General features: G+C 45.9%; 22 protein-coding genes. 13 read left to right on the top strand and 9 right to left on the bottom strand.

Going from position 1 to position 21,169, the window contains the following annotated elements; genetic code table 11:
• The first annotated feature begins 86 nt into the window (after positions 1–86).
• From psbV to RIG66_RS30215, 6 genes are all read left to right on the top strand, one after another.
• Positions 87–575: a photosystem II cytochrome c-550 gene (psbV, locus tag RIG66_RS30240; RefSeq protein WP_044206775.1), complete on the top strand. Its 489-nt coding sequence runs from the start codon at positions 87–89 to the stop codon at positions 573–575.
• Positions 576–800: 225 nt separating this feature from the next.
• Complete coding sequence (gene psbV2, locus RIG66_RS30235; protein WP_446383269.1) at positions 801–1,250, top strand: photosystem II cytochrome PsbV2; 450 nt, start codon at positions 801–803, stop codon at positions 1,248–1,250.
• 576 nt (positions 1,251–1,826) lie between these two features.
• A complete protein-coding gene (locus RIG66_RS30230) occupies positions 1,827–3,641 on the top strand; it encodes a hypothetical protein (protein ID WP_446383267.1) in 1,815 nt (604 codons plus the stop codon).
• A gap of 674 nt (positions 3,642–4,315) precedes the next feature.
• Entirely contained in the window at positions 4,316–5,320 is a 1,005-nt protein-coding gene (locus tag RIG66_RS30225; RefSeq protein WP_446383265.1) for a DMT family transporter, read from the top strand.
• Between the two features lie 247 nt (positions 5,321–5,567).
• Positions 5,568–5,687 carry a photosystem II reaction center X protein gene (psbX, locus tag RIG66_RS30220; RefSeq protein WP_006100705.1) on the top strand — a complete coding sequence of 40 codons (120 nt, stop codon included), beginning with the start codon at positions 5,568–5,570 and terminating at the stop codon, positions 5,685–5,687.
• 221 nt (positions 5,688–5,908) lie between these two features.
• Entirely contained in the window at positions 5,909–6,739 is an 831-nt protein-coding gene (locus tag RIG66_RS30215; RefSeq protein ID WP_446383263.1) for a Ycf66 family protein, read from the top strand.
• A gap of 215 nt (positions 6,740–6,954) precedes the next feature.
• On the opposite strand, the gene RIG66_RS30210 is transcribed toward RIG66_RS30215, so the two are convergent.
• The 8 genes from RIG66_RS30210 to RIG66_RS30175 form a co-directional block, all read right to left on the bottom strand.
• Positions 6,955–7,494, bottom strand: a complete 540-nt coding sequence (locus RIG66_RS30210) for a hypothetical protein (RefSeq protein WP_446383261.1) — start codon at positions 7,492–7,494, stop codon at positions 6,955–6,957.
• 155 nt (positions 7,495–7,649) lie between these two features.
• Complete coding sequence (locus RIG66_RS30205) at positions 7,650–9,287, bottom strand: S-layer homology domain-containing protein (RefSeq protein WP_446383259.1); 1,638 nt, start codon at positions 9,285–9,287, stop codon at positions 7,650–7,652.
• 509 nt (positions 9,288–9,796) lie between these two features.
• A complete protein-coding gene (locus RIG66_RS30200) occupies positions 9,797–11,041 on the bottom strand; it encodes a sensor histidine kinase (RefSeq protein ID WP_446383257.1) in 1,245 nt (414 codons plus the stop codon).
• Positions 11,042–11,064: 23 nt separating this feature from the next.
• Entirely contained in the window at positions 11,065–11,439 is a 375-nt protein-coding gene (locus RIG66_RS30195; RefSeq protein WP_446383255.1) for an Hpt domain-containing protein, read from the bottom strand.
• 286 nt (positions 11,440–11,725) lie between these two features.
• Entirely contained in the window at positions 11,726–13,162 is a 1,437-nt protein-coding gene (glgA, locus tag RIG66_RS30190; RefSeq protein WP_446383253.1) for a glycogen synthase GlgA, read from the bottom strand.
• Positions 13,163–13,187: 25 nt separating this feature from the next.
• Positions 13,188–13,337: a hypothetical protein gene (locus tag RIG66_RS30185; RefSeq protein ID WP_446383251.1), complete on the bottom strand. Its 150-nt coding sequence runs from the start codon at positions 13,335–13,337 to the stop codon at positions 13,188–13,190.
• Positions 13,338–13,339: 2 nt separating this feature from the next.
• On the bottom strand, positions 13,340–14,296 hold the full coding sequence (locus RIG66_RS30180) for a ribonuclease III domain-containing protein (protein ID WP_446383249.1): 957 nt from the start codon (positions 14,294–14,296) through the stop codon (positions 13,340–13,342).
• A gap of 10 nt (positions 14,297–14,306) precedes the next feature.
• Positions 14,307–15,026, bottom strand: a complete 720-nt coding sequence (locus RIG66_RS30175) for a universal stress protein (RefSeq protein ID WP_446383247.1) — start codon at positions 15,024–15,026, stop codon at positions 14,307–14,309.
• Between the two features lie 71 nt (positions 15,027–15,097).
• Between RIG66_RS30175 and RIG66_RS30170 the strand changes: the two genes are divergently transcribed.
• The 4 genes from RIG66_RS30170 to RIG66_RS30155 all read left to right on the top strand — a co-directional run bounded on the left by RIG66_RS30170 (position 15,098) and on the right by RIG66_RS30155 (position 17,342).
• A complete protein-coding gene (locus RIG66_RS30170; RefSeq protein WP_446383245.1) occupies positions 15,098–16,201 on the top strand; it encodes a metallophosphoesterase family protein in 1,104 nt (367 codons plus the stop codon).
• A gap of 143 nt (positions 16,202–16,344) precedes the next feature.
• Positions 16,345–16,572 (top strand): helix-turn-helix domain-containing protein, encoded by a 228-nt coding sequence (locus tag RIG66_RS30165; RefSeq protein WP_446383243.1) that lies wholly within the window; start codon positions 16,345–16,347, stop codon positions 16,570–16,572.
• 97 nt (positions 16,573–16,669) lie between these two features.
• The gene (locus RIG66_RS30160; protein WP_446383241.1) at positions 16,670–16,897 is read left to right on the top strand and encodes a helix-turn-helix transcriptional regulator; all 228 of its coding nucleotides are present in this window, start codon (positions 16,670–16,672) and stop codon (positions 16,895–16,897) included.
• 181 nt (positions 16,898–17,078) lie between these two features.
• Positions 17,079–17,342 (top strand): hypothetical protein, encoded by a 264-nt coding sequence (locus tag RIG66_RS30155; RefSeq protein ID WP_446383239.1) that lies wholly within the window; start codon positions 17,079–17,081, stop codon positions 17,340–17,342.
• A gap of 502 nt (positions 17,343–17,844) precedes the next feature.
• On the opposite strand, the gene RIG66_RS30150 is transcribed toward RIG66_RS30155, so the two are convergent.
• On the bottom strand, positions 17,845–19,107 hold the full coding sequence (locus RIG66_RS30150; protein WP_446383237.1) for an FIST signal transduction protein: 1,263 nt from the start codon (positions 19,105–19,107) through the stop codon (positions 17,845–17,847).
• 380 nt (positions 19,108–19,487) lie between these two features.
• Between RIG66_RS30150 and RIG66_RS30145 the strand changes: the two genes are divergently transcribed.
• From RIG66_RS30145 to RIG66_RS30135, 3 genes are all read left to right on the top strand, one after another.
• Positions 19,488–19,712: a CP12 domain-containing protein gene (locus tag RIG66_RS30145; RefSeq protein WP_446383235.1), complete on the top strand. Its 225-nt coding sequence runs from the start codon at positions 19,488–19,490 to the stop codon at positions 19,710–19,712.
• 262 nt (positions 19,713–19,974) lie between these two features.
• Positions 19,975–20,568, top strand: a complete 594-nt coding sequence (locus tag RIG66_RS30140; RefSeq protein ID WP_006100696.1) for a DUF3177 family protein — start codon at positions 19,975–19,977, stop codon at positions 20,566–20,568.
• Between the two features lie 121 nt (positions 20,569–20,689).
• On the top strand, positions 20,690–20,995 hold the full coding sequence (locus RIG66_RS30135; protein WP_446383233.1) for a DUF7734 family protein: 306 nt from the start codon (positions 20,690–20,692) through the stop codon (positions 20,993–20,995).
• Positions 20,996–21,169 lie beyond the last annotated feature (174 nt).

Below are 21,169 nucleotides of genomic sequence, written 5' to 3'. Positions count from 1 at the left end.
GCCCTTCAGGTAGAGTATAAGCTACAGGTTGAGCAATTTTCATGCATTTAAAACGAATGAGCCAAATTTTCCAAGGAGAACCCCGAATGAAACGATTGATCTTGCTGGCTGTGGCAATGGTATTCTTTGTATTTCAAATAGCGGTGAGTAGCGCCACTGCTCTTGAACTCAGTGAAGACATTCGCACCGTTCCCGTGAATGAACAGGGTAATACCACTGTTCTCAGCCTAGAAGAAGTCGCCAAAGGCAAACGCCTGTTTAACGATAGCTGTAGTCAATGTCATATCGGCGGCAGAACCAAGACAAACCCTAACGTAACCTTACGTCTAGAAGATCTGAAACTGGCATTCCCGCCTCGGGATAACATTGCCGCTCTCGTAGACTATATGAAAAACCCAACAACCTACGATGGATTTACGGAGATTTATGAATTCCACCCCAGCACTCGCAGCGCTGATATCTTTCCTGAGATGAGAAATCTGACGGAGGATGACCTCAAAGCGATCGCGGGTTATATTCTAGTCCAGCCGAAAGTCCAAGGTATCATGTGGGGAGGCGGCAAGGTTTACAATTAAATTCGGATTTTTCTGAATGAGTCGTTGAAGGGTTGAAAGGAGACGATTAAAAGGTTGGAGTTGAAAGCATTCAACGTTTAATTGGCTATTATTCAACCCTTCATAAACCAAAAACAAAAGACAAAAAACTAAAAACTAATGTTGACTAATTGGATTAAAATATTTCGTCTTAGCCATTCCTACCGATATAAATTTTTTTCAGTTCGCGGTCTTTTCGCTACGTTGATGGCTATCTCTATCGTCTTTATAGCCAGCTCTCCGGCTTATGCGATAGATGACTACGTTAAACGCTTCTTAAAGGTGACTGAACCCATTGCGTTAGATGTAGATGGACAGGGACAGACTAAGGCATTTACCCCAGGCGATTTGGCGGAGGGGAAAGAATTGTTTAAAACCCATTGCATCAATTGTCATGTTGGCGGAACCACCCTCCAAGATCCCAGAGTATCCCTAGGATTGGAAACATTAGCGGGAGCTACCCCACCTCGCGATAATGTTGATGGAATTATCTCTTTTCTCAGAGAACCCATGACTTATGATGGCAGCGCCCCGAGTTTTTGGTGTCGCCAAGTGCCAGACACCTGGATGCCACGAGAGCAAATTGAAAAGTTAGCTGCATTCGTCCTGAGAGCGGCTCAAAAGGCTCCAGGTTGGGGTGGGAAGGCTTCATCTTAAAGCAGGGGAGCAGGGGAAGCTGGGAGAGCTGGGGGAGATGGGGAAGCGATAGAGATAATTGATTCGGTAGGGGTACGATACTATAATATCCACCCGTGTCAACTTAAGCTCCAGCCCTCACCCCCAGCCCCTCTCCCAAGCTTGGGAGAGGGGAGCAAGAGGGGAGTAAGAGAATCCAGTTTCCCTTCTCCCGTGCAAAAAAAGCGAAGCATCCTATGGCTTCCCCCATGGAACAAAAAGCGAAGCATCCTATGGCTTCCCCCTTTTTAAGGGGGACGGAAGGGGGATCTAAAAAGGGGGACGGAAGGGGGATCTAAAAAGGGGGACGGGAGGGGGAGCTATAAGGGGGGAACGAGGGGGGAGGGAGAAGGGTTTAGGGGATGAGGGAGAAAATGTCAAGGAGTAGATAGTTTGGTAACCAAACTCCTACTTAAAACCTTGCCAGCATTGGTTTTCTCGCCTGTAGTTGACACGGATGGATACTATCGTGCCCTGATCTCGCTTCTTCCCCAGCTCCATTACTAATACGTCATAATGGGGTGTAAATTTTGAGAGTAGCGCTCAAGCTTTGAGCAAATGAAAACAGCGACGCGCCCAGAGGAATTAACAGATTTAGGCAACTGCTTACAGGAGGACTTGCAGTCATACCTGCATGAGAGCATTCCTGTTCAAGTTCGGTGTCGGCGAAGTGAGGAACGGTTAGCGATTTGGGTACAGCATCCCGCCGAGGCGACGCTGGATCAAGATGAGATTCTCGCCTTTTTAGAACAAAAGATCCGCAGCCAATATCCATTGGTGGCTCAACAAGTAAAAGTTAACCTGCTCAGAGTTGGCGAAAAGAAACCTTACATTTCGCGATCGCTCTTCCTAGATTTGCCTGAACCTGAACCCGGAACCCCAACCCCCTCTGAGGCGGATTCGGTAGAAACAAACGAGACAGAGGAGACTAACTCCTCCTCTGAAACGGAAACTCCACAAAACTCAGACTCGGACGAAACACAAGCCGAGTCATCCCATCCGTGGGATCAACCGATTCCGGAGGTAAACGATGAAGCCGATGAGTCAGAATCCGAACAACCGCCGTCAGTCAAGCTCAGGTTAAAATCATCCTGGCTACCTTTGGTAGTAGCGGGTGCTGGGTTGAGTTTGGTGGTTTTCTTTAGTACGCTTTATGTCCTGACTCGCCCTTGTGTCATGGGTAAATGCACGGTTTTGCCAGAAGCGGAACAGTTAAGCCAAAAATCAGCAGAAACCCTGCAAAACCCAGAATCGGGAAAAGCGGTTTTGGAAGCACAAGAACAGTTACAAGAAGCGATTCAATTAGTAGCGGCGATTCCCCCTTGGTCCAGTTACCGCCGCCAAGCGCAACAAAAACTCCAAGTCTATCAGTCTCAATCCGAAACCGTGGCGGATATGGTAGAGGCACTGAAAACGGCGGCTAGAGCCGGGTATGAGAGCCAAAACCCGCCGCATCCGGAGTCGAAATGGCGAGAGGTTCAGAACCTCTGGCGAGACGCGATCGCGAAATTGGAACAGCTTCCCACCGATAGCAATCTTCAACCTTTAGCCAAAACCAAAATTAAGGCGTATAAGACGAACTTAGAAGAAATTAATCAGCGACTGCTCAAAGAACGAAAAGCCCAGGAACATTTAAAAGCGGCTCAAGAAGCGGCGCGGATGGCGGAAGTGCGTCAAGGAATTGCCCAATCCTTACCAGACTGGCAATTAGTTTATGCCACTTGGCAAGCGTCGATGCGGCGTCTGAAACAGATTCCCCAAGGGACAACTCCTTATGAGGAAGCCCAAGAGTTATTGGCGCTGTATTTACCAAATCTTGCCAAAGCCCGCGATCGCAAAACTCAAGAGCAAATTTCTGCTAATGCCTATAATCAAGGCGTGCGGTTAGCTCAACTGGCTACGAATTCTCAAAGCGATAAGCAATGGTCAGTCGCTCTAGTTCACTGGCGCAATGCGTTAACCTATGTCAATCAGGTACCCCAAGAGACCTATTACTACGCTAAGGCACAATCTTTGGTTGAACCCTACCGAGGTGCGCTTAAACAGGCTCAAAACCAGCTTCAGTTAGCTGTCAAGATGCAACAAGCCCGTCGGGATCTTAATCAAACCTGTTCAGGGACACCCAAAATCTGTACCTATACAATTGACAATCAGATGATCAAGGTGCGGTTAACCCCTGCTTACGTCCAGATGGTGCAAAAAGGGGCAATGATAGCTAAAGCCCAAGGCGACTCAAATGCTCATGCAGGTCTTGTGAATCACATTTTGACCTTGGGAGAAGCGTTGGAAGTAATTAGTGATAACGCCCAATTGCGAGTGGAGGTTTATACGCCAGAGGGTGTGATGATCCAATCCCATAATCCAGCTCAGTAGCTTGTATAGCGCTACGCGCTAGGCTTTCTTGCAATAGGCAACACCTCGACTTACCTCGACTTCGCTCGGTAACACGCTCGGTGTGGAATATGCAATAGTGAAGATAAAAGCTTACCTTACAAGGGATTGAGAGATTTGATTAGTTGACGTAAAACTGTTCTATATCAGAAGCAGCTTGGTGAAATGAGTAGTCTTTCTTGGAATTCAAGTATTTTTTTAAGGAATACGGTGTAATGTGAAAAAATATTAAATTAAATGACAAAACACAAAAGAATAGCCGTTTAAGTCGCTCTGAAACCTTAAGATACCTAGTAGCGTTAGTTAAAAAGTAAAAGCTTCTACAATCCAAAATATCAAAGGGGCTTTTCTTCTTTAAATAAAATGTAGACGTTCTTTGCGCCCTGTCTTTGCGCCCTCTGGCACAAGGCAAATCAGATAAACTCATGTGAGTTTAAATGATTTGTGAAAATAAAGGTGCGGAAACGGTTGATATTTTACAACGAAGTTGAATTTAATTGTATATAAATATATTCATATTTAGAACCCAATAAAATCCATAAAAATAATCAATGAGATGACAACCTAACGATAATGATTGATTGATTGATTGAATTGACCAAAGCTATTTATAGTTATCGGAATTAAAAGAGCAAGTAATTTTCTATTAACTTTAAATGATACAGAAAACTCAACCATTACACTTATCCCAATCTCAGCTCAACCCTAGTCCAACGATGATGGCTCTATTTGCCATATTTACAGCCATCGTCGCTTTATCCCTGGCGGCTATATTCATCCGATTGAGTGAACGGGAACTTGGTCCATTTGCCACCATCTTTAATCGCTTCTGGATTGCCTTTATCGTCTTATGGCTATTGAACCAGTCAAGGGCGCGATCGCAACCCGATGAACAATCGTCTGTACCTCAGTCAGAGTATACCGTTCGCGATTGGCTCATGTTAATTGCGGCTGGAGTAATGTTCTGGGGGTGTTTGGCACTTTGGGCATGGTCTCTCACCCAAACAGGCGTTGCCAATTCCACCATTTTACATAACCTGACTCCCTTATTCACAACCCTGGGAGTATGGTTGATATTCGGTCAACACTTTGACAGTCGGTTTTTGATGGGGTTGATGATGGCAATGGTGGGGGCAACTGCCCTGGGACTTGATGATTTACAAGTCGCGACGGATAACTTTGCCGGAGATATTGCCGCGTTGTTATCCGCCCTGTTTTCCGCCGCCAACTTGATGCTGATTGAAAAACTGCGTGCTAAGTGGGATGCCACAAACATTATTATGTGGTGCTGCTTAGTGGGAACAGTAGTAACGTTACCCGTTGTCCTGCTAACTGAAGACAGACTATTCCCGATTTCGGGTTCAGGCTGGTTATCGGTTATCAGTTTAGCGATTGTCTGTCAAGTCGTCGGTCAAGGACTACAGGCATATAGTCTCAAACGCTTGTCTTCTGGATTAGTGGGTGTGTTCCTGCTCCTTGATCCCGTACTGGCGGCTTTGGTGGCGTGGGTTCTGTTTGCCGAACACTTAAGTCTGTTTAACGGATTCGCGTTTGCTGTGGTTTTAGTAGGCATCTATGTGGCTAAATCGAGTCACTACGCCTCTCAATTTATGGAAAAGGACTCTCAACCAGCGCTCTGTGTCGCAGGTAAAACATCTTGAAACAGTGATCAAGGGTAGATAGGTGACTTTATATAGCCGCCAGTTAGGTGGTGTTAGCCTGTGGACTGGTTGACCCTTCGACTTCGCTCAGGGTCAACACCGAGCGAAGCCGAGGTGTTAAGTGCCGTCACTGCCAGGATGAAGCTCCGAAGTAAGTTCCAATCATGTCCATGCTTTGGATAAGTTTGGGTAAATCTTATATAACGGTAAAATGAGGATGAACAATAGTTACAAGGATTAAAGTTCTATGACGCCCTCATTAGCCAACTTTTTCTGGAGTCTCGTTTTGGGTGGGGTAATTGTGGTGATTCCCGCCACTGTTGCTCTGATCTTTATCAGCCAGAAGGATAAAATCCAACGCTCCTAAGCTTGAGCGGTCGTTTTTGAACCCTTTGTCCAGGAACAGGGTAGCCCAGTCAGTCGCTGCCCTGTTTTCCTTATCTAGCTTCCAGAACCTGAACTTGAGTAGAATAGACTAGGCGTGAAGCTTTATTCTGCCAACTGGGTCAACAAATTTTGGCATAGCCAGTTAAGGTAGAGATTTATGGGCAAAACTCGCTACCATAGGACTGACTTAGGAGAGCAGCAATGGTCAATTTTGGGCTGAACTCAGCCAGTATTCTGGGTATTTTCTTGGCAGTTGCCGGAGCAGGACTTTATTTCTTGCGATCGGTACGTCCGGAGTTAGCACGAGATCACGACATATTTTTCGCCGCTGTCGGACTCTTGTGCGGCTTTATTTTGGTATTTCAGGGATGGCGACTTGACCCGATTCTCCAGTTTGGTCAGTTTCTGTTGACGGGTTCTGTCATTTTCTTTGCGGTTGAAACCCTTCGTCTACGAGGGATCACCACCGAACAAGCCAAGCGCAATACAAAAGTTGTCGATGACGAACGCCCGGTGAGCAACGTTTATCGCCAGGTGGCTGAGTTGGACGAACTTGAACCGATGGAAGATGAAGATCCCTACATTGGTCGTCGTCTCCGGGGAACAGCCGATTCGCGCTATAACCGCAGCGACAGGTACGAAGCCGAGGTTCGCCGTCCGAGAAGTCGCAGCGTCTCCGATGACTTCCCCCCAGAAGAACGCTCCCGTAAACGCCGTCCACGTCCTGCAACTCGTTCGTCAAGACCGCCTGCGGACAGATGGGAGGCTGAGGTAGATAATGACTGGGATGATAGACCAACTCCTCCTAGTCGTCGTCCTCGCCCTTCGCGTCCACCAAGTCGCACCCCCAACCCTGATATAGATATAGAACCCCCACCCAGAAAAAGACGTCGTCCTCCCCACGACTCAACGGTATCTGTAGCAGATCAAGAGGTAGAACCGCCTGCCAGTGATTATGTGGATTATAGACCCATTGATCCGTTGGGGGATGAGGATGAAGATGACTACGTGCCTAGAGGTTCAGAATACTAAATTCAATTAGGTACAAGCTGTTCGGCATTTAAAGGTTAATGTCAATAATGACCTTGGCGACTGCTATAAAAGCTCAGTTTTAACAGCGAAAAGCATAGTCCGCGAAGGCGGACTTTGTTTGTGTAGCTGCGACTTCCTCCTCGCCATTGCTTACCACGCCAGTAGAGTTGGGTTTTGTTCCTCAACCCAACCTACTAATCATCATAATTCTTAGCCTAATTGCCAGCCAAAGCCGCATTTAACAAAATAGCCAAAACAGAACGAATCGCTCGCAGTTCTTCCGGTGGTTCCCGTAAAAACTCGAAACTACTGGCACTAATTAAAGCATTGTACGCTTCAACCACAGCCGCAAACTGCTCAGGCTCAACGGTGCAACCTGCTGTCAATCGGGTTAGGCTAGTCGCTAGATTCTGAGCAAGAGTTGGATTCGCCCCAGCATTTACGAGGGCGTTTTGAATTTGATTCACTCCTGCACCAACGTTACCCGTTCGAGTCAAAACAAGGTCTAAGTTTTCCTGAACTGGTGATGGAATGGGAGACGTGTCATTACCAACACCAGGCAAATTCTGCTGGGCAAGTCGTTCATTTACTGTACAAGCGGCGTCTTCCACATCCGCTTGTATCTCAGATGTTCTATATCCGATAACGAGTTCACCACCTTCACTTGGAGCAAAACCGCCCGTGATGTCACTGGTGGTAATAATATTGCCCGTAACATCGGACAGGATGGGTTTGGCTTGGCTCGATGTTGTCATCGATAAAATTCCTGCGACTCCCACAGCTAAACCTAGTCCGAACTGAAACGCAAAATGCCTCATTTTTCTATTCCTTAATATAACTGACTTGAGTAATGGGCATAGCGATGCTATACCCCTACGCCGAGAATTGAAGGTGTCTCAATCTCTACTTTTTAGAACGATAGCCCATAACCAATCCCCAAAATGAACCGAGGCTCCTCGCCCGCATTACCCGTCACATCAGCCACAGCCGGGGTAATCACCAGAGGAACACCCTGAATCGGCACAATTGAAGCGCCTAAATACAAATCTTGACCCGTCCAATCGGCGATTAAAGTAACGGGTTCTACAACTTGTAAACCAACGCTACCAAAGACATTTGTTGTACCGTCTTTATCCTCAATATCATCTTCGGAGCGGAAACGCCCTCCACCGAGACCAACAGAAGCAGTCAGCCGACCAAAGGGATCATTGGGATTTTCCCGCAAACGGAAAACTTTACTGACAACTCCATAAACACTTTGGTCGCCATCAGTATTCCCCCAAACAATGGCATTCTCTACACCAACTGCCACAGCTAGATCATCACCAATTAAGCGGTGAAGTTTGAAACTAACTCCGCCATCTTCAAAGGTATCGCCAAATAAGTCATAAATTGAAACGGCGGTTTCTAGAGCAACGATTCTCCTCGCATCACCGACGCCAAAACCGACCACAACAGCACCATCGTCTTCATCGAAAAACCGCACGTCCTCTTGATAGGTAGCACCGAAGAATATATTCCCCGTTTGAGCGCCAAAGGCAGTAGGAGTATTAATACTGGAACCCCCGCGCACAATCCGACGCAATTGTTCCTCCACAGGCGGTGCTGGCAAGAGATACTGCCGTCGCAAAGCAGCAACTTGTTCCGGTGTCGGTGTTGGGGGTTCTTGGGCAATGGGTTCATAGCCCACAATGTAACGACTTGCCACAGTGGTGGGCGGGATTTGGGGTAATTGATTTTGGCTGACTAATGCTTGGTAGATAAAAGCAGCTACATCAGCACGAGTGGCAGTCTGATTCGGATTCAAGAACGCCACATTCGGATAGTTCACCACGATCTGGTTCACCGTGGCTGCCGCGATGCTAGTCTGCGCCCAGTCCGGAATTTGAGCGGCATCCTGAAAGGCTTGATTTAATAGGGCTGTGCTTTGAGCGGGAGCCGATAAATCCAACCCACTGACTAATGCCACTAGCACTTGCACACGCGGGATATTTTGATCCGGAAGGAAAATATTATTGGGATATCCTTCGATAAATCCCATGCGATACGCTTCTTGAATGGCATCCAATGCCCAGAAGTTAGCTGGGATATCCGCAAACTGAGTAGCTGGACGTTCCAGGGGTTGGTCAAACGCCTGACGAATCATCGCCGCAAACTGAGCGCGGGTAACGGGGGCGTTAGGTCGAAATGTTCCATCCGGAAATCCCTGGATGATTCCCCGTGAGGCTAGGGCTTCGATAAAGGCTTGCGCCCAATTGCCTTGAATATCTGGAAAGGTTGTAGCTTGAACGATTTGTCTGCCACGACTAGGCGTCGATGTCGGTGCTGTTTGTGCGGGTTGAGTTGTATTTGGGGCAGAGTTTTGGGGGCGCAGGGCATCAGCCCCCAGCATGTTATTTAGGAGTGATTCTCCTAACGAGCCTTTTTGATTGGCGGGTGGGTTGGTTTGCGCTTGGGCAATACTCTCAAGACTGGCGATGTTAGCTGCCACACTAAGTAACGTGCCACCTAACACTGAACCAATGACCCGATATCCCCAATGGTGCATAGTTTTGCCGATTGGCTGAAAACAACCCTTAAACCTATATCTCCTCATCACTTTTGCTATGCTCCCGAAGCTGAGTTGTTACCTCAAAGGTACATGAGTTTTGCTGATTAATGCCTTAATTTAGCTAAAAAATTGGCGTGGATACTTCTGTTATGACCCAACCGGGTTTAAGGGAAGTCTCTATGCCTCTACACCTCTACACAATAGTTGCTAAAATGTCAAGTCTTGTTGAACCTGCTTACCAATTTCGCTTTTATCGCCTGTGAACCTTCAGGCTGATTAAATGGTAATTTAACAATAGTAGCTGGCTTGGGCTAAAATGACACACAGGTGTCAAGGTTATTCCCAGCCAATTGAATGGATATCGGAGTACCAAGGCAGGGAGAGGACATTCTTTGCTGTTGTCTGTTCCCTTGATCAACTGATGTCTTACCGTATTCCTGTGATGCTATACAGTTGTTAATTTTTGCAAACGGGTTGCCCCTATAGGTATCATGCGTACCCGTTGTCTAATTGGATACGGTTTTGGCTTTGATAGAGGTAGGCAGCTCAATCTGAAATTCTGTATCCTTACCGGGTTCTGAAAAACATTGAAGTGAGCCTTTATGCTGTCCGACAATAATTTGGTAACTAATGGCTAGTCCTAAGCCAGTACCCATCCCAATAGGTTTAGTGGTGAAAAACGGATCAAAGATACGGGCTTTAACCTCTGGGGGGATGTAAGAGCCACTATTGGCAATGCGAATCCTAACACGCTTATTCTCGAATTGTTCCGTCCGGAGACTAATCCGAGCGGGAATTGTACCTGGCTTGTCTCTAATGGCGTCAATGGCGTTGTTCAGAATATTCAGAAACACTTGATTTAACTGACAAGCATAACATTCGACTAAGGGTAAGTTGCCGTAGTCTTTGACCACCTCAATATTCAATTCGGGTTGATTCGATTTTAAGCGGTAGTGCAACATTAATAATGTGTTGTCAAGTTCCTGATTAATATCAATCGATTGCAAACCCGAACGGTTTTGCCGGGAAAACTCTTGTAGGGATAGAACCATTTTCTGGATACGTTGGGTTCCTCGGCGCATTGATGATAAAACTTTCGGCAAGTCGTCAATGAGAAAGTTCAGATCGACGGTTTCAATTTTGTCAATAACATCGGGGGGAGGGTTGGGGGTGATTCCTTGGTAGAGATTGAGGAGTTCAATTAAGTCTTGGGTGTAGCGCTCAGCGTAACTGAGGTTACTGTAAATAAAGGTGACGGGGTTGTTGAGTTCATGGGCTAATCCGGCGACAAGCTGCCATAAGCTTGCCATTTTTTCCGTTTGCACCAATTGTGCCTGAGTTTGTTGCAACTGTCGCAGGGCTTGACTTAACTGTTGAGTTAATTGGCGCGATCGCAGCCCCGCCCTAACCCGTGCTAATAACTCTTCCATATCAATGGGTTTGGAGATAAACTCATCAGCACCCGCATCTAAGCCTTGAACGCGATCGGTTATTTGATCGCGCATGGTGAGTAAAATGATAAACGTGGTTGCCAATTCCGGATCAGCTTTCACTTGCCGACAGACTTCTAGTCCATCTAGACGCGGCATAATCCAATCACATATAATCAAATCGGGATAGAGCAATTTAACCTGGCGTAGGGCTTCTTCTCCGTTGTTGGCGATCGCGACGTCGTGATTTTGACTCGTGAGTAGATTTTTCAGCACAAGCTGAACCGTCAAATCATCATCAACCACTAAAATTTTCGCCATAGCCGATTAACCGCAATGCTATATTAGGGGAATTTGTGGGAAAGATATGATTTTACCCCTAACCTCTGGCTTTCGAGTGCAATAAGCAGATCGGCAGCATTGGACAAATTCTCGGCTTTTGCCTGACGCTCCAATTCAGTCGCGATCGCTTGGAGAGATGAAACACCCACATTAGCCGCCGCCCCTTTCAGTTGATGGGCGCATCCGGCGACTGTAGAATAATCATTGACAGCTTCAGCTTGTTTAATCGCCTCTAGGTTAAGGCGAATGACCTTTAGCAAGGCGGCGAGCAGCTCACCTTTTAACTCCACTTCACCTAGGCTTACTTCCTCTAAGCGATCAAGGTCGATCTCGATATCGTTGGTAGAATTGATCGGTGAAAAATTCGATTCAGACAAAAAGCTTCAATTCCGATTTTTATTGGGCAGTAGTTAATTATAACCTTACCATGAACTGATCGCGCTGGTGGTTCAGTGGAAATGCAGGGAAGCCGAAGGATTCTAGGTGCAGGGGACGGAGTAGTTCATCTGCAAACTGAGTAAGGGCGGGTTTTGCACAAATGTCACCATCAATAGCCCACAGAAAGTCCCCAAACCCGCCCCTATAAGTATCACGAATCACCTGTTCCCCTTAGATTTCCGACGCCTTAATTAAATCGGTCGGGGATTGGGTGAGGAAGTAAGTTTAACTGACAACACCTGTAAGGGTTGAATCTGCCTCTTGGGTTTGGGCAGTTTCGTCCTCTGGCGGTAATCCTAAAACCTCTCGGTAGGTGCGGATATACTGTTTAGCTGATTTATCCCAACTGAAATTCTGATGCATCCCCCGCTGCTGTAGTGTTGTCCATTGATCTTTAAAGCGGAAGCCTTCCCAAGCTCGCACCATACAGGTATAAAAGTCTAACGGTTCATAGCGGTCAAAACAGTAACCTGTCCCAGTTTGGCTAACCGGTTCATGGTGAAAAACCGTATCCACCAGACCCCCGGTGCGCCGGACAATGGGGACACAACCATAGCGCATAGAGAGCATTTGAGTAATGCCACAAGGTTCAAAGCGGGATGGCATTAGGAATGCATCACAACCCGCATAAATACGTCGGGACAGAGCATCACTATAAAGGAGTTGGACAGACATACGACCCCGATAGCGAGATGCCAATTGCCACATTTGGGTTTCGTAGTAGCGTTCACCAGATGCCAGCAATATAAATTGGGCATCGGTATAAGCTAAGAAGCGATCAATGACTTGTAATAATAGGTCAATCCCCTTTTGCTCCACCAGGCGCGTGACCATGCCCATGAAAAAGGCATTGGAGTTGACTTCTAAGCCCACCTCTTCTTGCAGGGTCACTTTGTTTTTGCGACGTAATTCCAGCGTATCGGCAGTAAAATGTTGCTCGATATATTTGTCGGTTTCTGGGTCATAGCTATCCGTATCAATGCCATTAAGAATTCCGACAGTTTTACCACTAATGAAAGACATTAAGCCTTCTAGCGTTTCGCCGTATTCAGCCGTGCAAATTTGTTCAGCATAAGTTGGTGACACGACAGTCACTCGGTCCGCAAATTGTACCGCTGCTGCCATTGTATTATGACCTTGCATATACCAGGGACACCAGGTTATCTGCTGTAAGCGCCAGCGCCAGGGACCTTGATACGCCAAGTTGTGAATCGTAAAGACGGTAGAGATATCGGGTGACTGGCTCATCCACACCGGAATCATGCCTGTATGCCAATCGTGGCAATGAATAATTTGCGGTTTCCAGTGGTTCCAGGCAAACTCAGCCGCGCCATTAGCAAAGAGAGTAAATCGCCAGTCTTCATCCGCTCCGGCGTAAATATGGCGTCCTGAGAAGGCGAGATGACCAAACAGATAGAGGGGGACATCGGTTCCGGGTAATACCGTCTCATAGACAGCGAATGACTCAAACATGGCAGATCCCCACCAGACAGGTTCTTTGGGAATCTCCATCTTGTCGGGTAAAAAGCCGTAATAGGGCATAAAAATCCGCACATCATGTCCCAAGCGCTTCAGGAACTTAGGCAATGCGCCCACAACATCCCCCATACCGCCGACTTTTGCCAGGGGCGCTACCTCTGCGGCAACAAACAGAATATCCATAATGATGGTTGTGTACGATGAAGTCTCAAGTAGTAATACTATCCTTCAGAGGGGCGTTTACAATGACGAATCCTTGAATTCGGGGCATTTTTGCGTCAATGTGGGGCGATAGGATGATGAGTGCGATCGCCCGTGTCAGGTGTAAGATGGGAACCGATGGCGGACGCGATCGCATTCCTAACCTTCCATCACCTGATTAAACCGATCTCTCCCCGCATGATAATCTTTACTTTCATACCCCATAACATGTCGGACAATCCACTTTTGTGATCTGCCATCCTGCATCAGTAAACGAATCGCCTTCCTTAACACCTGCTCCTGATCAATAAACCGTTCAACAAACCAGTTTTCGGTTTCCGCAAATCCCCGCTTATCATTTTCAGCACTGCGATTCAGATAAACGGCAGCTACTAATGCCTTAAATGATTTGCCTAAAACTTTCTCATTTCCCAAATTTAGTGCCGTCAACTCTTCAGTCGTGATTTGATTGATAAAGTTGGATTGATTCTCTTTAGAGATCAATTCCTTAAATAAGTCATTTAAATTGCCCACTTTAACATTGGGGAGATAGCCATACAAATAATCCGCAACTATCCCCTTCAATACCGCATCTCCCAGAAACCTTAACTGTTTATTTGGTGACGAACGCTCTTTTATATTTTTTAAATGACGCTCCAGCAACGGCGCAATCAACTGCTTAACTAACCAATTCCGCGCCTGAGAAAACCCCCGATCCTGATGAATCGCCCCAACTAACGCTATCAATGCTTCTTCAAAGGGATTGTGATTTTGTAAACGCAAGCGATGCCGTTCTTGCGTCAGTCCTAGAAACGGATACCCTTCGCCCAACCCTAATTGACACCAAAGTTTGGTTAACCGTTGTCCTTCGACTAACTTGTCCCGTAAGCCTTTAAAATTACTCACCTCTAAATAGGGACAGTTATGATATAAATAGTCAGCAATTACCAGATTAACAATAGCGTCTCCAAGAAATTTTAATCGCTCGTTATTCTGTTCCGATTCTCCAATTTGTTCAGCGTAAGAGCGATGCATTAAAGCCAGTCTAAGTGTATCACTATGCTTAAATTGAATACCAATTTGGCTTTCTAAAGATTCAGAATTCCATTCCATCATTTTTACAGGATTAAGACGTTTTAACAGTAGGTAATTGCACCGTCAGGACTGAACAGGGAGCATGGTGAAGAACGTAATTACTAGCACTCCCCAAAAGTAACTCCGAAAGCCCTGACAAACCCCGATGACCAATAATAATCAGATCAGCTTGCCAATTCTTCGCCACCTTACAGATGGTTTCCCCCGGACTTCCTGGCATCTGGGTAAACTCAGCCATGACACCAGCCGCCGTCGCGTCACCTGTGCGCGATCGCAAAATCTCCAGACATTCGCTTTCAAATTCGTCCCACTGCTTGCGGTAGGCAATATTCACATCATCTAATCGCCACGGATAGTAGTCTGCCTCGGAAAATCCTGGCATACCCGGGCTCGTGTCTTCCTCCGGAGACAGAACGTGCAACAGTAATAGATGACCCTTGAGCGCTTTGGCTAACTCTAGGGCTTGATCAAAAACATGATCACCCATACCAGAGGTATCTATGGCAACAAGCATCTTTTCAAACATAATCACTTTCTCCAAAACCCTGGTAAATAATAGGGTTGTTACCCCTCTGACAATGATATAATGAATTTCAACTCTGGATAGTGCCGCTCGATTTCGGTAAAGCACTAGCTTATAGATGATAGATGCTAATTCTAATCTAGCGATTGTGTCGGAATCTGGCTCGAAAATATACAGAATAATTAATTTTTGTGAAAATCTAGATGCCAGAAACATCTCAGTTTTCACAGAAGCTTTTGCAGCCAATACAAATCCGACACTCAACCTGGAAACCAAGGGCTGAGAGAGGGAAAAATTTCATGAGTTTAAATGCCCGCTTTGCAGTAATCAGCGACTTACACATCGCCCTACCCCAAACTATTTGGGATATTCCCAACCGCTTCCATTTAGTGGAAATCAGTATCCCTGCCCTAGAGTTAGTATTCAACCATTTAGAACATCTTGATCTAGATTTTCTCCTGCTTCCAGGAGACTTAACCCAGCACGGCGAACCGACTAACCATGACTGGCTACAACGGCGATTGTCCCAGCTACCCTACCCAATTTACGTTGTACCTGGTAATCATGATGTCCCCACGCTATTACCCGATGAACGTTCGATTGGACTGAAAGACTTTCCCCACTATTATCATCAATTTGGCTATGACAATCCTGATCAACTCTACTACACCCGTGAAATTTTTCCCGGTGTGCAGCTTATTGGGCTAAATTCCAACCAATTTGACCAGACGGGTAAACAACGGGGTTGTCTGGATGCACCGCAATTAGCATGGCTTGAGGATGTACTTGTCCAGACTAAGGATAAGTTGATTTTGGTTATGGTACATCACAATGTCATCGAACATCTACCGAGTCAATCAAAGCATCCCTTGGGACGCCGCTATATGCTGGATAATGCCCCCACCCTATTAAATCTGCTCAAAGCGGCTGGGGTGAATTTAATCTTTACGGGTCATCTTCATGTCCAGGATATCGCCTATCACCAGGGAATCTATGATATTACCACTGGATCATTAGTCAGCTATCCCCATCCCTACCGAGTCTTAGAACTGCGAACCGATAATTTAGGGAATCGCTGGTTACAGATAGAATCCCATCACATCACCTCTGTACCTGGTTGGGAAAATCTGCCGGAAATTTCGCGAAAATGGATGGGCGATCGCTCTCATCCGTTTATGGTAAAGTTACTGACAGCTCCACCGTTATGTTTACCCCAAGACGACGCCGATAAACTTGCCCCCAGTTTACGTAACTTTTGGGCAGATATTGCTGAGGGTGACACCTATTTTGATTTTCCCGATTTTCCTCCGCCTGTTCGCCGCTATTTCCAAACGTTCAGCGCGATGGATAGTAATGGTAAACCTGCTTTTATCGATAATCATACGACATTACTGCTAGAGTAATCCTCTTGTTGCCCTGGCGACTGAAGTCGCGGAACCACACAAACAAAGTCCGCCTCGCCTGTCTTTTTCTATGCCTAGTAGATTTAGGTTGACCGAAATTTGTCAACCTTTCCCGCTAGACCTAAATTTTATGGGGATGTGATATGGCAAGTGAAGAAAAACCAATCACATTTACCTATTTAAGGAAACGTGCGGGTTTAACCCAGCGCGAGATCTCCATTGCCATGGATGTAACTGTTACGACTGTTTCCCAGTGGGAGACGGGCGCACGAAGACCGCGTTTGTTTCCAGAGCAAATTCAGAAATTATTACAGGTACTCGACTGCACCCTTGAGGAATTCGTCGAAGCGTTTAGCCAAAATGAGCAGTGAAAGCCGGATTTACCCAAAAATCCCACTCCTTTAAAATGATGGTTGACTAATACTTGTCCAAAAAGACTGATCAACCTAAAGTTAATAAGGATGCAAAATGGCAAACGAAGAAGAATCAATAACGTTTGCGTACTTGAGGAAGCGTGCTGGCTTAACCCAACGGAAAATATCAATTTTGATGGATGTCACTGTTGGTACCGTTTCCCTATGGGAGACAGGAGGACAAAGACCACGGCTATATCCAGAGCAAACCCAGAAATTATTGCAGATACTCAATTGCACTCTTGAGGAACTCGTTGAAGCCTTTAGCCCAAATGAACAATGAAAGCAGGATTGACGCAGCAATCCCACTCCTTTAAAATGATGGTTGGCTAATACTTGCCTTTCCCAAACAGATTTGGTGTGTAATGGCGCTTCTCCTGGCTTCTGAGTCATCAAGTTGAGCTAGCGCTAAAAGATTACAAGTAGTCTACTAATTGAAAAAATTTAAAAGAGGAATTAAAGTCATGAAACAATTTTGGTTAGAAGATTGGCTAGAAGGTTTACCTTATACTGTGACGGCAATAATTATTTCATTATTGGCAATTTTAAATTCAAATTTAGGATGGTTTGTAAATATAGTCGTTACAGTTTGGAGTATAGGTTTTTTAATATCTAACATTGATAAGTATAAAAAGACACACATTCCTGATTACGCAGATTGCTCCGAAATGAGCTTTGGTTACTTACTGAGTGCTGTTCTTGCTTGGTTTGTGATTTTAAGTCTTTAGTTGGACGAAAAGTATAGCTATTTACAGCATTTCTCAGTCTAGTGAGGTGCAGTAACAAGACGAAATTAGCCTCTGTGAGCGCAAAAGTCTTATTCTCAATGTACCTCACCAGCATGGAAAAGGCTGTATATCAACCCTCGTAACTATCCCCAATCAATCCTTGGGAGCGATCGCCACCCAAAACCCCAGCTCATTTAATAGTTCGACAGTGGATAAATTTGCGGGTAAATCTTAAAATTCCCCAAATACTGTTTTTGGTGGGTTACGGCAGATATTGAATTAAACAGTTATGTTGCCGATTGAGTTTCCGCCTAACCCACGATGGCGGCGTGGCACACCTTAATTGGTGAATTAGCATTGTAGGGGCGCAAGGCTTGCGCCCCGTTTAAACGTCAAATCTATTCCACAATTTTAGTTGTGTCACGCCACTACTAACTACAAATGACGAATGACATAAGACAAATGACGATCTCCACAGTTAGCTTTTATTGTGTCCACCTACTTACGGTTGCCGACAAATGCCAAATACTGACGTGTAGCCGTGTAAAAATGTACTCCCGCCAACGGGTCCAATCTCGCCATTACAGAAGAAACCGCCAACTGAAATATTATTGATATAGCGACACAAGAGTTGGGAATCAAAATCGGGTTTGCCATACAATCCTTGACCCCGCCCTAAACAGGAAAACATTAATGCTCCTGCTGTTTCTGGGGTGGGATTGACTTGGTTTTGATAATTCTGTAAGAGTAATTCTAAATCTTCCTCAGAGGTGCGAGCGTCTCGTAGATGGAACTGAATCCGTTGACCAGGGCGCACCCGATCGCCAATCGCGATCGCACCCAGTCTGGGATCAACGCCCAACAGATTGCGAATCAGGAAATCCCCTTGACCCAGACTTTGCTTAAATTCATCACGGGCAATGCCAATAAATAGGGAATGTTGCGCCAATTCGCGATCGCTCTCACTCAGGTTTTGAATTACGTCACGCAGCACAGCTAGCGGTGGCTGGGATTCCACCTCACTGAAGCTCATCCCGTTACTATCCGCTAGTTCCAGTACAATATTTCGTTCGCCTTTGGTAATTTGATAGGGTTGACCAATGGGACGACAGCCTTGGGAAACAATTGGGTCTAGTACCACATTCCCACTTAACGCCACGCCGATTGTACCTTCTCGATGTAGCGTACCTCCAGAGTATAGTTCCGAATCACGATAAAATAACCCACTCTGAACTCCCATGGCACTGGCACTGGCTAATCCTCCCACCTTAACCGAACCCGGATAGGCAAAATCTAGCCCTTGTAACAAATCATTGATTTTCGAGGAAAAGGGATCGGCTAATAAGATGAAATGAGGTTGCTCTTGGGGAGAAACACCGATTAAGTCCACCCAAGTACTGGGTGAACTATCCAAGTCCGGCAAATCACTCCCAGGAATATGAAACGCCCGCACTGAAACCTCTGGCATACTTGCCAAACTGATTGATAGAGCGGGTTCTGCTTCGATTTCTTGAGGTTGACCTTGGGCATTCATGCCAATCACGCCACCTCCCCCACAACCAATGATCACTGGTACAGATAACCGTTCTTGTAGCAGGGGCATTAATCGGGAATACTCGCTGGCATAAGCTGAAGAGATGAACACCAGACCCAAATCCGCAGGCATCGACAACGATTGTTCCAGACGCTCTACCACTTCCGCGATCGCTGTTTCCAAGGACGGACGAGTTGATAAGGCATTTACCCACTTCATCAAATTTGCCATGACTTTTACTGAGGTTTTCCCTGGGTAGGGTTTTTTCGGGTTGGCTACAGGTGCAAAGCCTTATGATAACTCCAATTCGGCTAACTCCCAAGGGACTGGGGTCAGAACGCAGGGAAGCCAAGGTGGAGGGGAGGAGAAGAAATGAGATTTTACGATATTTCTAGGCTTGGGGGATAAATACTGCTAAACAGCCCCTACTTCCGGTAGTCAAGTAGATCGTGTAGAATTGTAAACAGCGTATCGGCTTCTGCGAAACGCTAAACTATAGAATCTTAATGATCTCTAAGTACCGACTTGGATATATTTCAGGGCGGTCAACACCAAATAAATAGGCGTTCTGTACAATACATTAGTGCAGTAATCAGGAAAAAAGGAAAGCCATGAGTGATATTCAAGAACAAATTGATCGGGAGCGTCAGCAAGCTAGAACTGTTTGTGACGCTCAAGGCGCAGAGTCCCCAGACTGTGCGGTAGCTTGGGATTCGGTAGAAGAGTTACAAGCTGAGGCATCACATCAGAAGCAAAAAGGCACAAAGAAAACCTCCTTCGAGAAGTATTGCGAAGAAAATCCTGATGCAGATGAGTGCCGCGTCTACGACGAATAAGGACTCTTCATCTGCTATCCGTGCCGATTTTGTATGGATGAATTCAGTGAATCAGTTTGGTGGCTGGAACTCCTTCGGGTGATTCCGGCTGCTTTTTTTGTTCCTGAGAACCCGTTGTCCAGGACACTAGAACACCCGTCCAGTAATTGAAATCGATAATATTCCCGAAGCGGAAATGGCAACATTACCGTACAATTTGGGAGGTGAACCGATCGCGGTGTCACTATACTGTTAAATCAAAGGAACTCGTCGGCTATTAGCTATGCCCGATCAACTTCTGCAAGCATTAGTCTGGACAGACTATCGGTTAGCCGTTTTATTTACGGTGTTGATTCCCCTGATCCTAATTATATGGGCTTTTGTCAAAAAAGCTGATGCCATGGTGCGCCTATTAATTATCTACTGGCGCGTGTCCAGTTTACTGGCAATTACGGTTTATATCATGATTGCCTCGTGGCCCATTGGTTTTATATCGGGTTGGCTTGCCCGAGTTTTGATTCCCATCTCCCTCTGGTTCTGGGTAGATGTGAATGAGGATATTGAGGATCAACCGACGAATCTGCTGAAACTTACGCTGACGGCTTGGCGCTGGGCAATAACGATTTACTGTGGGATTGGTGTCTTGTGGAGTCTTCCGTCTCTGGGATGCGCGTTTACTCCAGACGCTTTGGAAACGCTTGCCTGTAGAGTTTGGCTAGAACCTCCCTTTCTCTTTAAACAATATTTCCATCCTGAGTCTTCTCCTCAATTTTTGGGTTTTATTGGCATTGTTGGATTATTGATTTATGTTCTGTACTTGAGCTATTTTGTTTTAATTCGCTTAGGGAAACAGGGACGAATCGCCATGGAACAGTAGTTGGAAACTGGGTAATATGAGGGAGATGGGGAATATGAGGGAGAGATTTCCCAATCAACAAATGACGTAGCTTGCTTCTCAAGGAAAGCGAGTATGACGAATGACGAATAACTAGCCAACTATGAACAAAGGAACTTCTATTGGACAGCGTTTAGAACAATACACGATTAAGTATCCTCAAGAAGTCTTACTCGTTACCGCTCAAATTGCTGGCGAAGAGGATCAGATTGCTATTTACAAGGGGTTTTCTAGTTCGTTGATGCGTCCAACGGCTTTCGATCCGGATGTGCCTGTAATACCACCCGAAGCAGAAATTGTCAAAATTGATCGCGTCGCGAGTCCCTATAATCCAGATGCACCTCGTTACATTCAGCAGGGGTTAACTTGGGAGGCGATTCAGCCGTTGTTGGTAGATGCTGGTGTTTAAGATTAAGCCTCACCAACTGCCTTCAAGGATCAACGCGAAAGTCAGCTAAAACATACAGTTCATTGAATCAGAACAACGAGTCTTTTATCAACTCAGTTCTAGGGAAATCAATACATAATGCTATTCGCGTACAGTGATAAGTAGTTCACATGCTGATCAAACGGAGTTAACCAA

The sequence above is a fragment of the Coleofasciculus sp. E2-BRE-01 genome (assembly GCF_040221695.1).
Classification (GTDB): Bacteria; Cyanobacteriota; Cyanobacteriia; order Cyanobacteriales; family Coleofasciculaceae; genus Coleofasciculus.
Note: the sequence above shows the minus strand (reverse complement) of the source record. Positions and strands in the feature narration are given on the sequence as shown.

What these genes read in the sequence shown, in the direction of transcription:
- psbV2 (WP_446383269.1), top strand. Translation starts at nt 801, where the DNA reads ATGGCTATCTCTATCGTCTTTATAGCCAGCTCTCCGGCTTATGCGATA.
- RIG66_RS30225 (WP_446383265.1), top strand. Translation starts at nt 4,316, where the DNA reads ATGATACAGAAAACTCAACCATTACACTTATCCCAATCTCAGCTCAAC.
- RIG66_RS30200 (WP_446383257.1), bottom strand. Translation starts at nt 11,041, where the DNA reads ATGGCGAAAATTTTAGTGGTTGATGATGATTTGACGGTTCAGCTTGTG.
- RIG66_RS30230 (WP_446383267.1), top strand. Translation starts at nt 1,827, where the DNA reads ATGAAAACAGCGACGCGCCCAGAGGAATTAACAGATTTAGGCAACTGC.
- RIG66_RS30155 (WP_446383239.1), top strand. Translation starts at nt 17,079, where the DNA reads ATGAAACAATTTTGGTTAGAAGATTGGCTAGAAGGTTTACCTTATACT.
- RIG66_RS30210 (WP_446383261.1), bottom strand. Translation starts at nt 7,494, where the DNA reads ATGACAACATCGAGCCAAGCCAAACCCATCCTGTCCGATGTTACGGGC.
- RIG66_RS30140 (WP_006100696.1), top strand. Translation starts at nt 19,975, where the DNA reads ATGCCCGATCAACTTCTGCAAGCATTAGTCTGGACAGACTATCGGTTA.
- glgA (WP_446383253.1), bottom strand. Translation starts at nt 13,162, where the DNA reads ATGGATATTCTGTTTGTTGCCGCAGAGGTAGCGCCCCTGGCAAAAGTC.
- RIG66_RS30170 (WP_446383245.1), top strand. Translation starts at nt 15,098, where the DNA reads ATGAGTTTAAATGCCCGCTTTGCAGTAATCAGCGACTTACACATCGCC.
- psbV (WP_044206775.1), top strand. Translation starts at nt 87, where the DNA reads ATGAAACGATTGATCTTGCTGGCTGTGGCAATGGTATTCTTTGTATTT.
- RIG66_RS30180 (WP_446383249.1), bottom strand. Translation starts at nt 14,296, where the DNA reads ATGATGGAATGGAATTCTGAATCTTTAGAAAGCCAAATTGGTATTCAA.
- psbX (WP_006100705.1), top strand. Translation starts at nt 5,568, where the DNA reads ATGACGCCCTCATTAGCCAACTTTTTCTGGAGTCTCGTTTTGGGTGGG.
- RIG66_RS30150 (WP_446383237.1), bottom strand. Translation starts at nt 19,107, where the DNA reads ATGGCAAATTTGATGAAGTGGGTAAATGCCTTATCAACTCGTCCGTCC.
- RIG66_RS30135 (WP_446383233.1), top strand. Translation starts at nt 20,690, where the DNA reads ATGAACAAAGGAACTTCTATTGGACAGCGTTTAGAACAATACACGATT.
- RIG66_RS30205 (WP_446383259.1), bottom strand. Translation starts at nt 9,287, where the DNA reads ATGCACCATTGGGGATATCGGGTCATTGGTTCAGTGTTAGGTGGCACG.
- RIG66_RS30160 (WP_446383241.1), top strand. Translation starts at nt 16,670, where the DNA reads ATGGCAAACGAAGAAGAATCAATAACGTTTGCGTACTTGAGGAAGCGT.
- RIG66_RS30145 (WP_446383235.1), top strand. Translation starts at nt 19,488, where the DNA reads ATGAGTGATATTCAAGAACAAATTGATCGGGAGCGTCAGCAAGCTAGA.
- RIG66_RS30165 (WP_446383243.1), top strand. Translation starts at nt 16,345, where the DNA reads ATGGCAAGTGAAGAAAAACCAATCACATTTACCTATTTAAGGAAACGT.
- RIG66_RS30185 (WP_446383251.1), bottom strand. Translation starts at nt 13,337, where the DNA reads ATGCGATCGCGTCCGCCATCGGTTCCCATCTTACACCTGACACGGGCG.
- RIG66_RS30215 (WP_446383263.1), top strand. Translation starts at nt 5,909, where the DNA reads ATGGTCAATTTTGGGCTGAACTCAGCCAGTATTCTGGGTATTTTCTTG.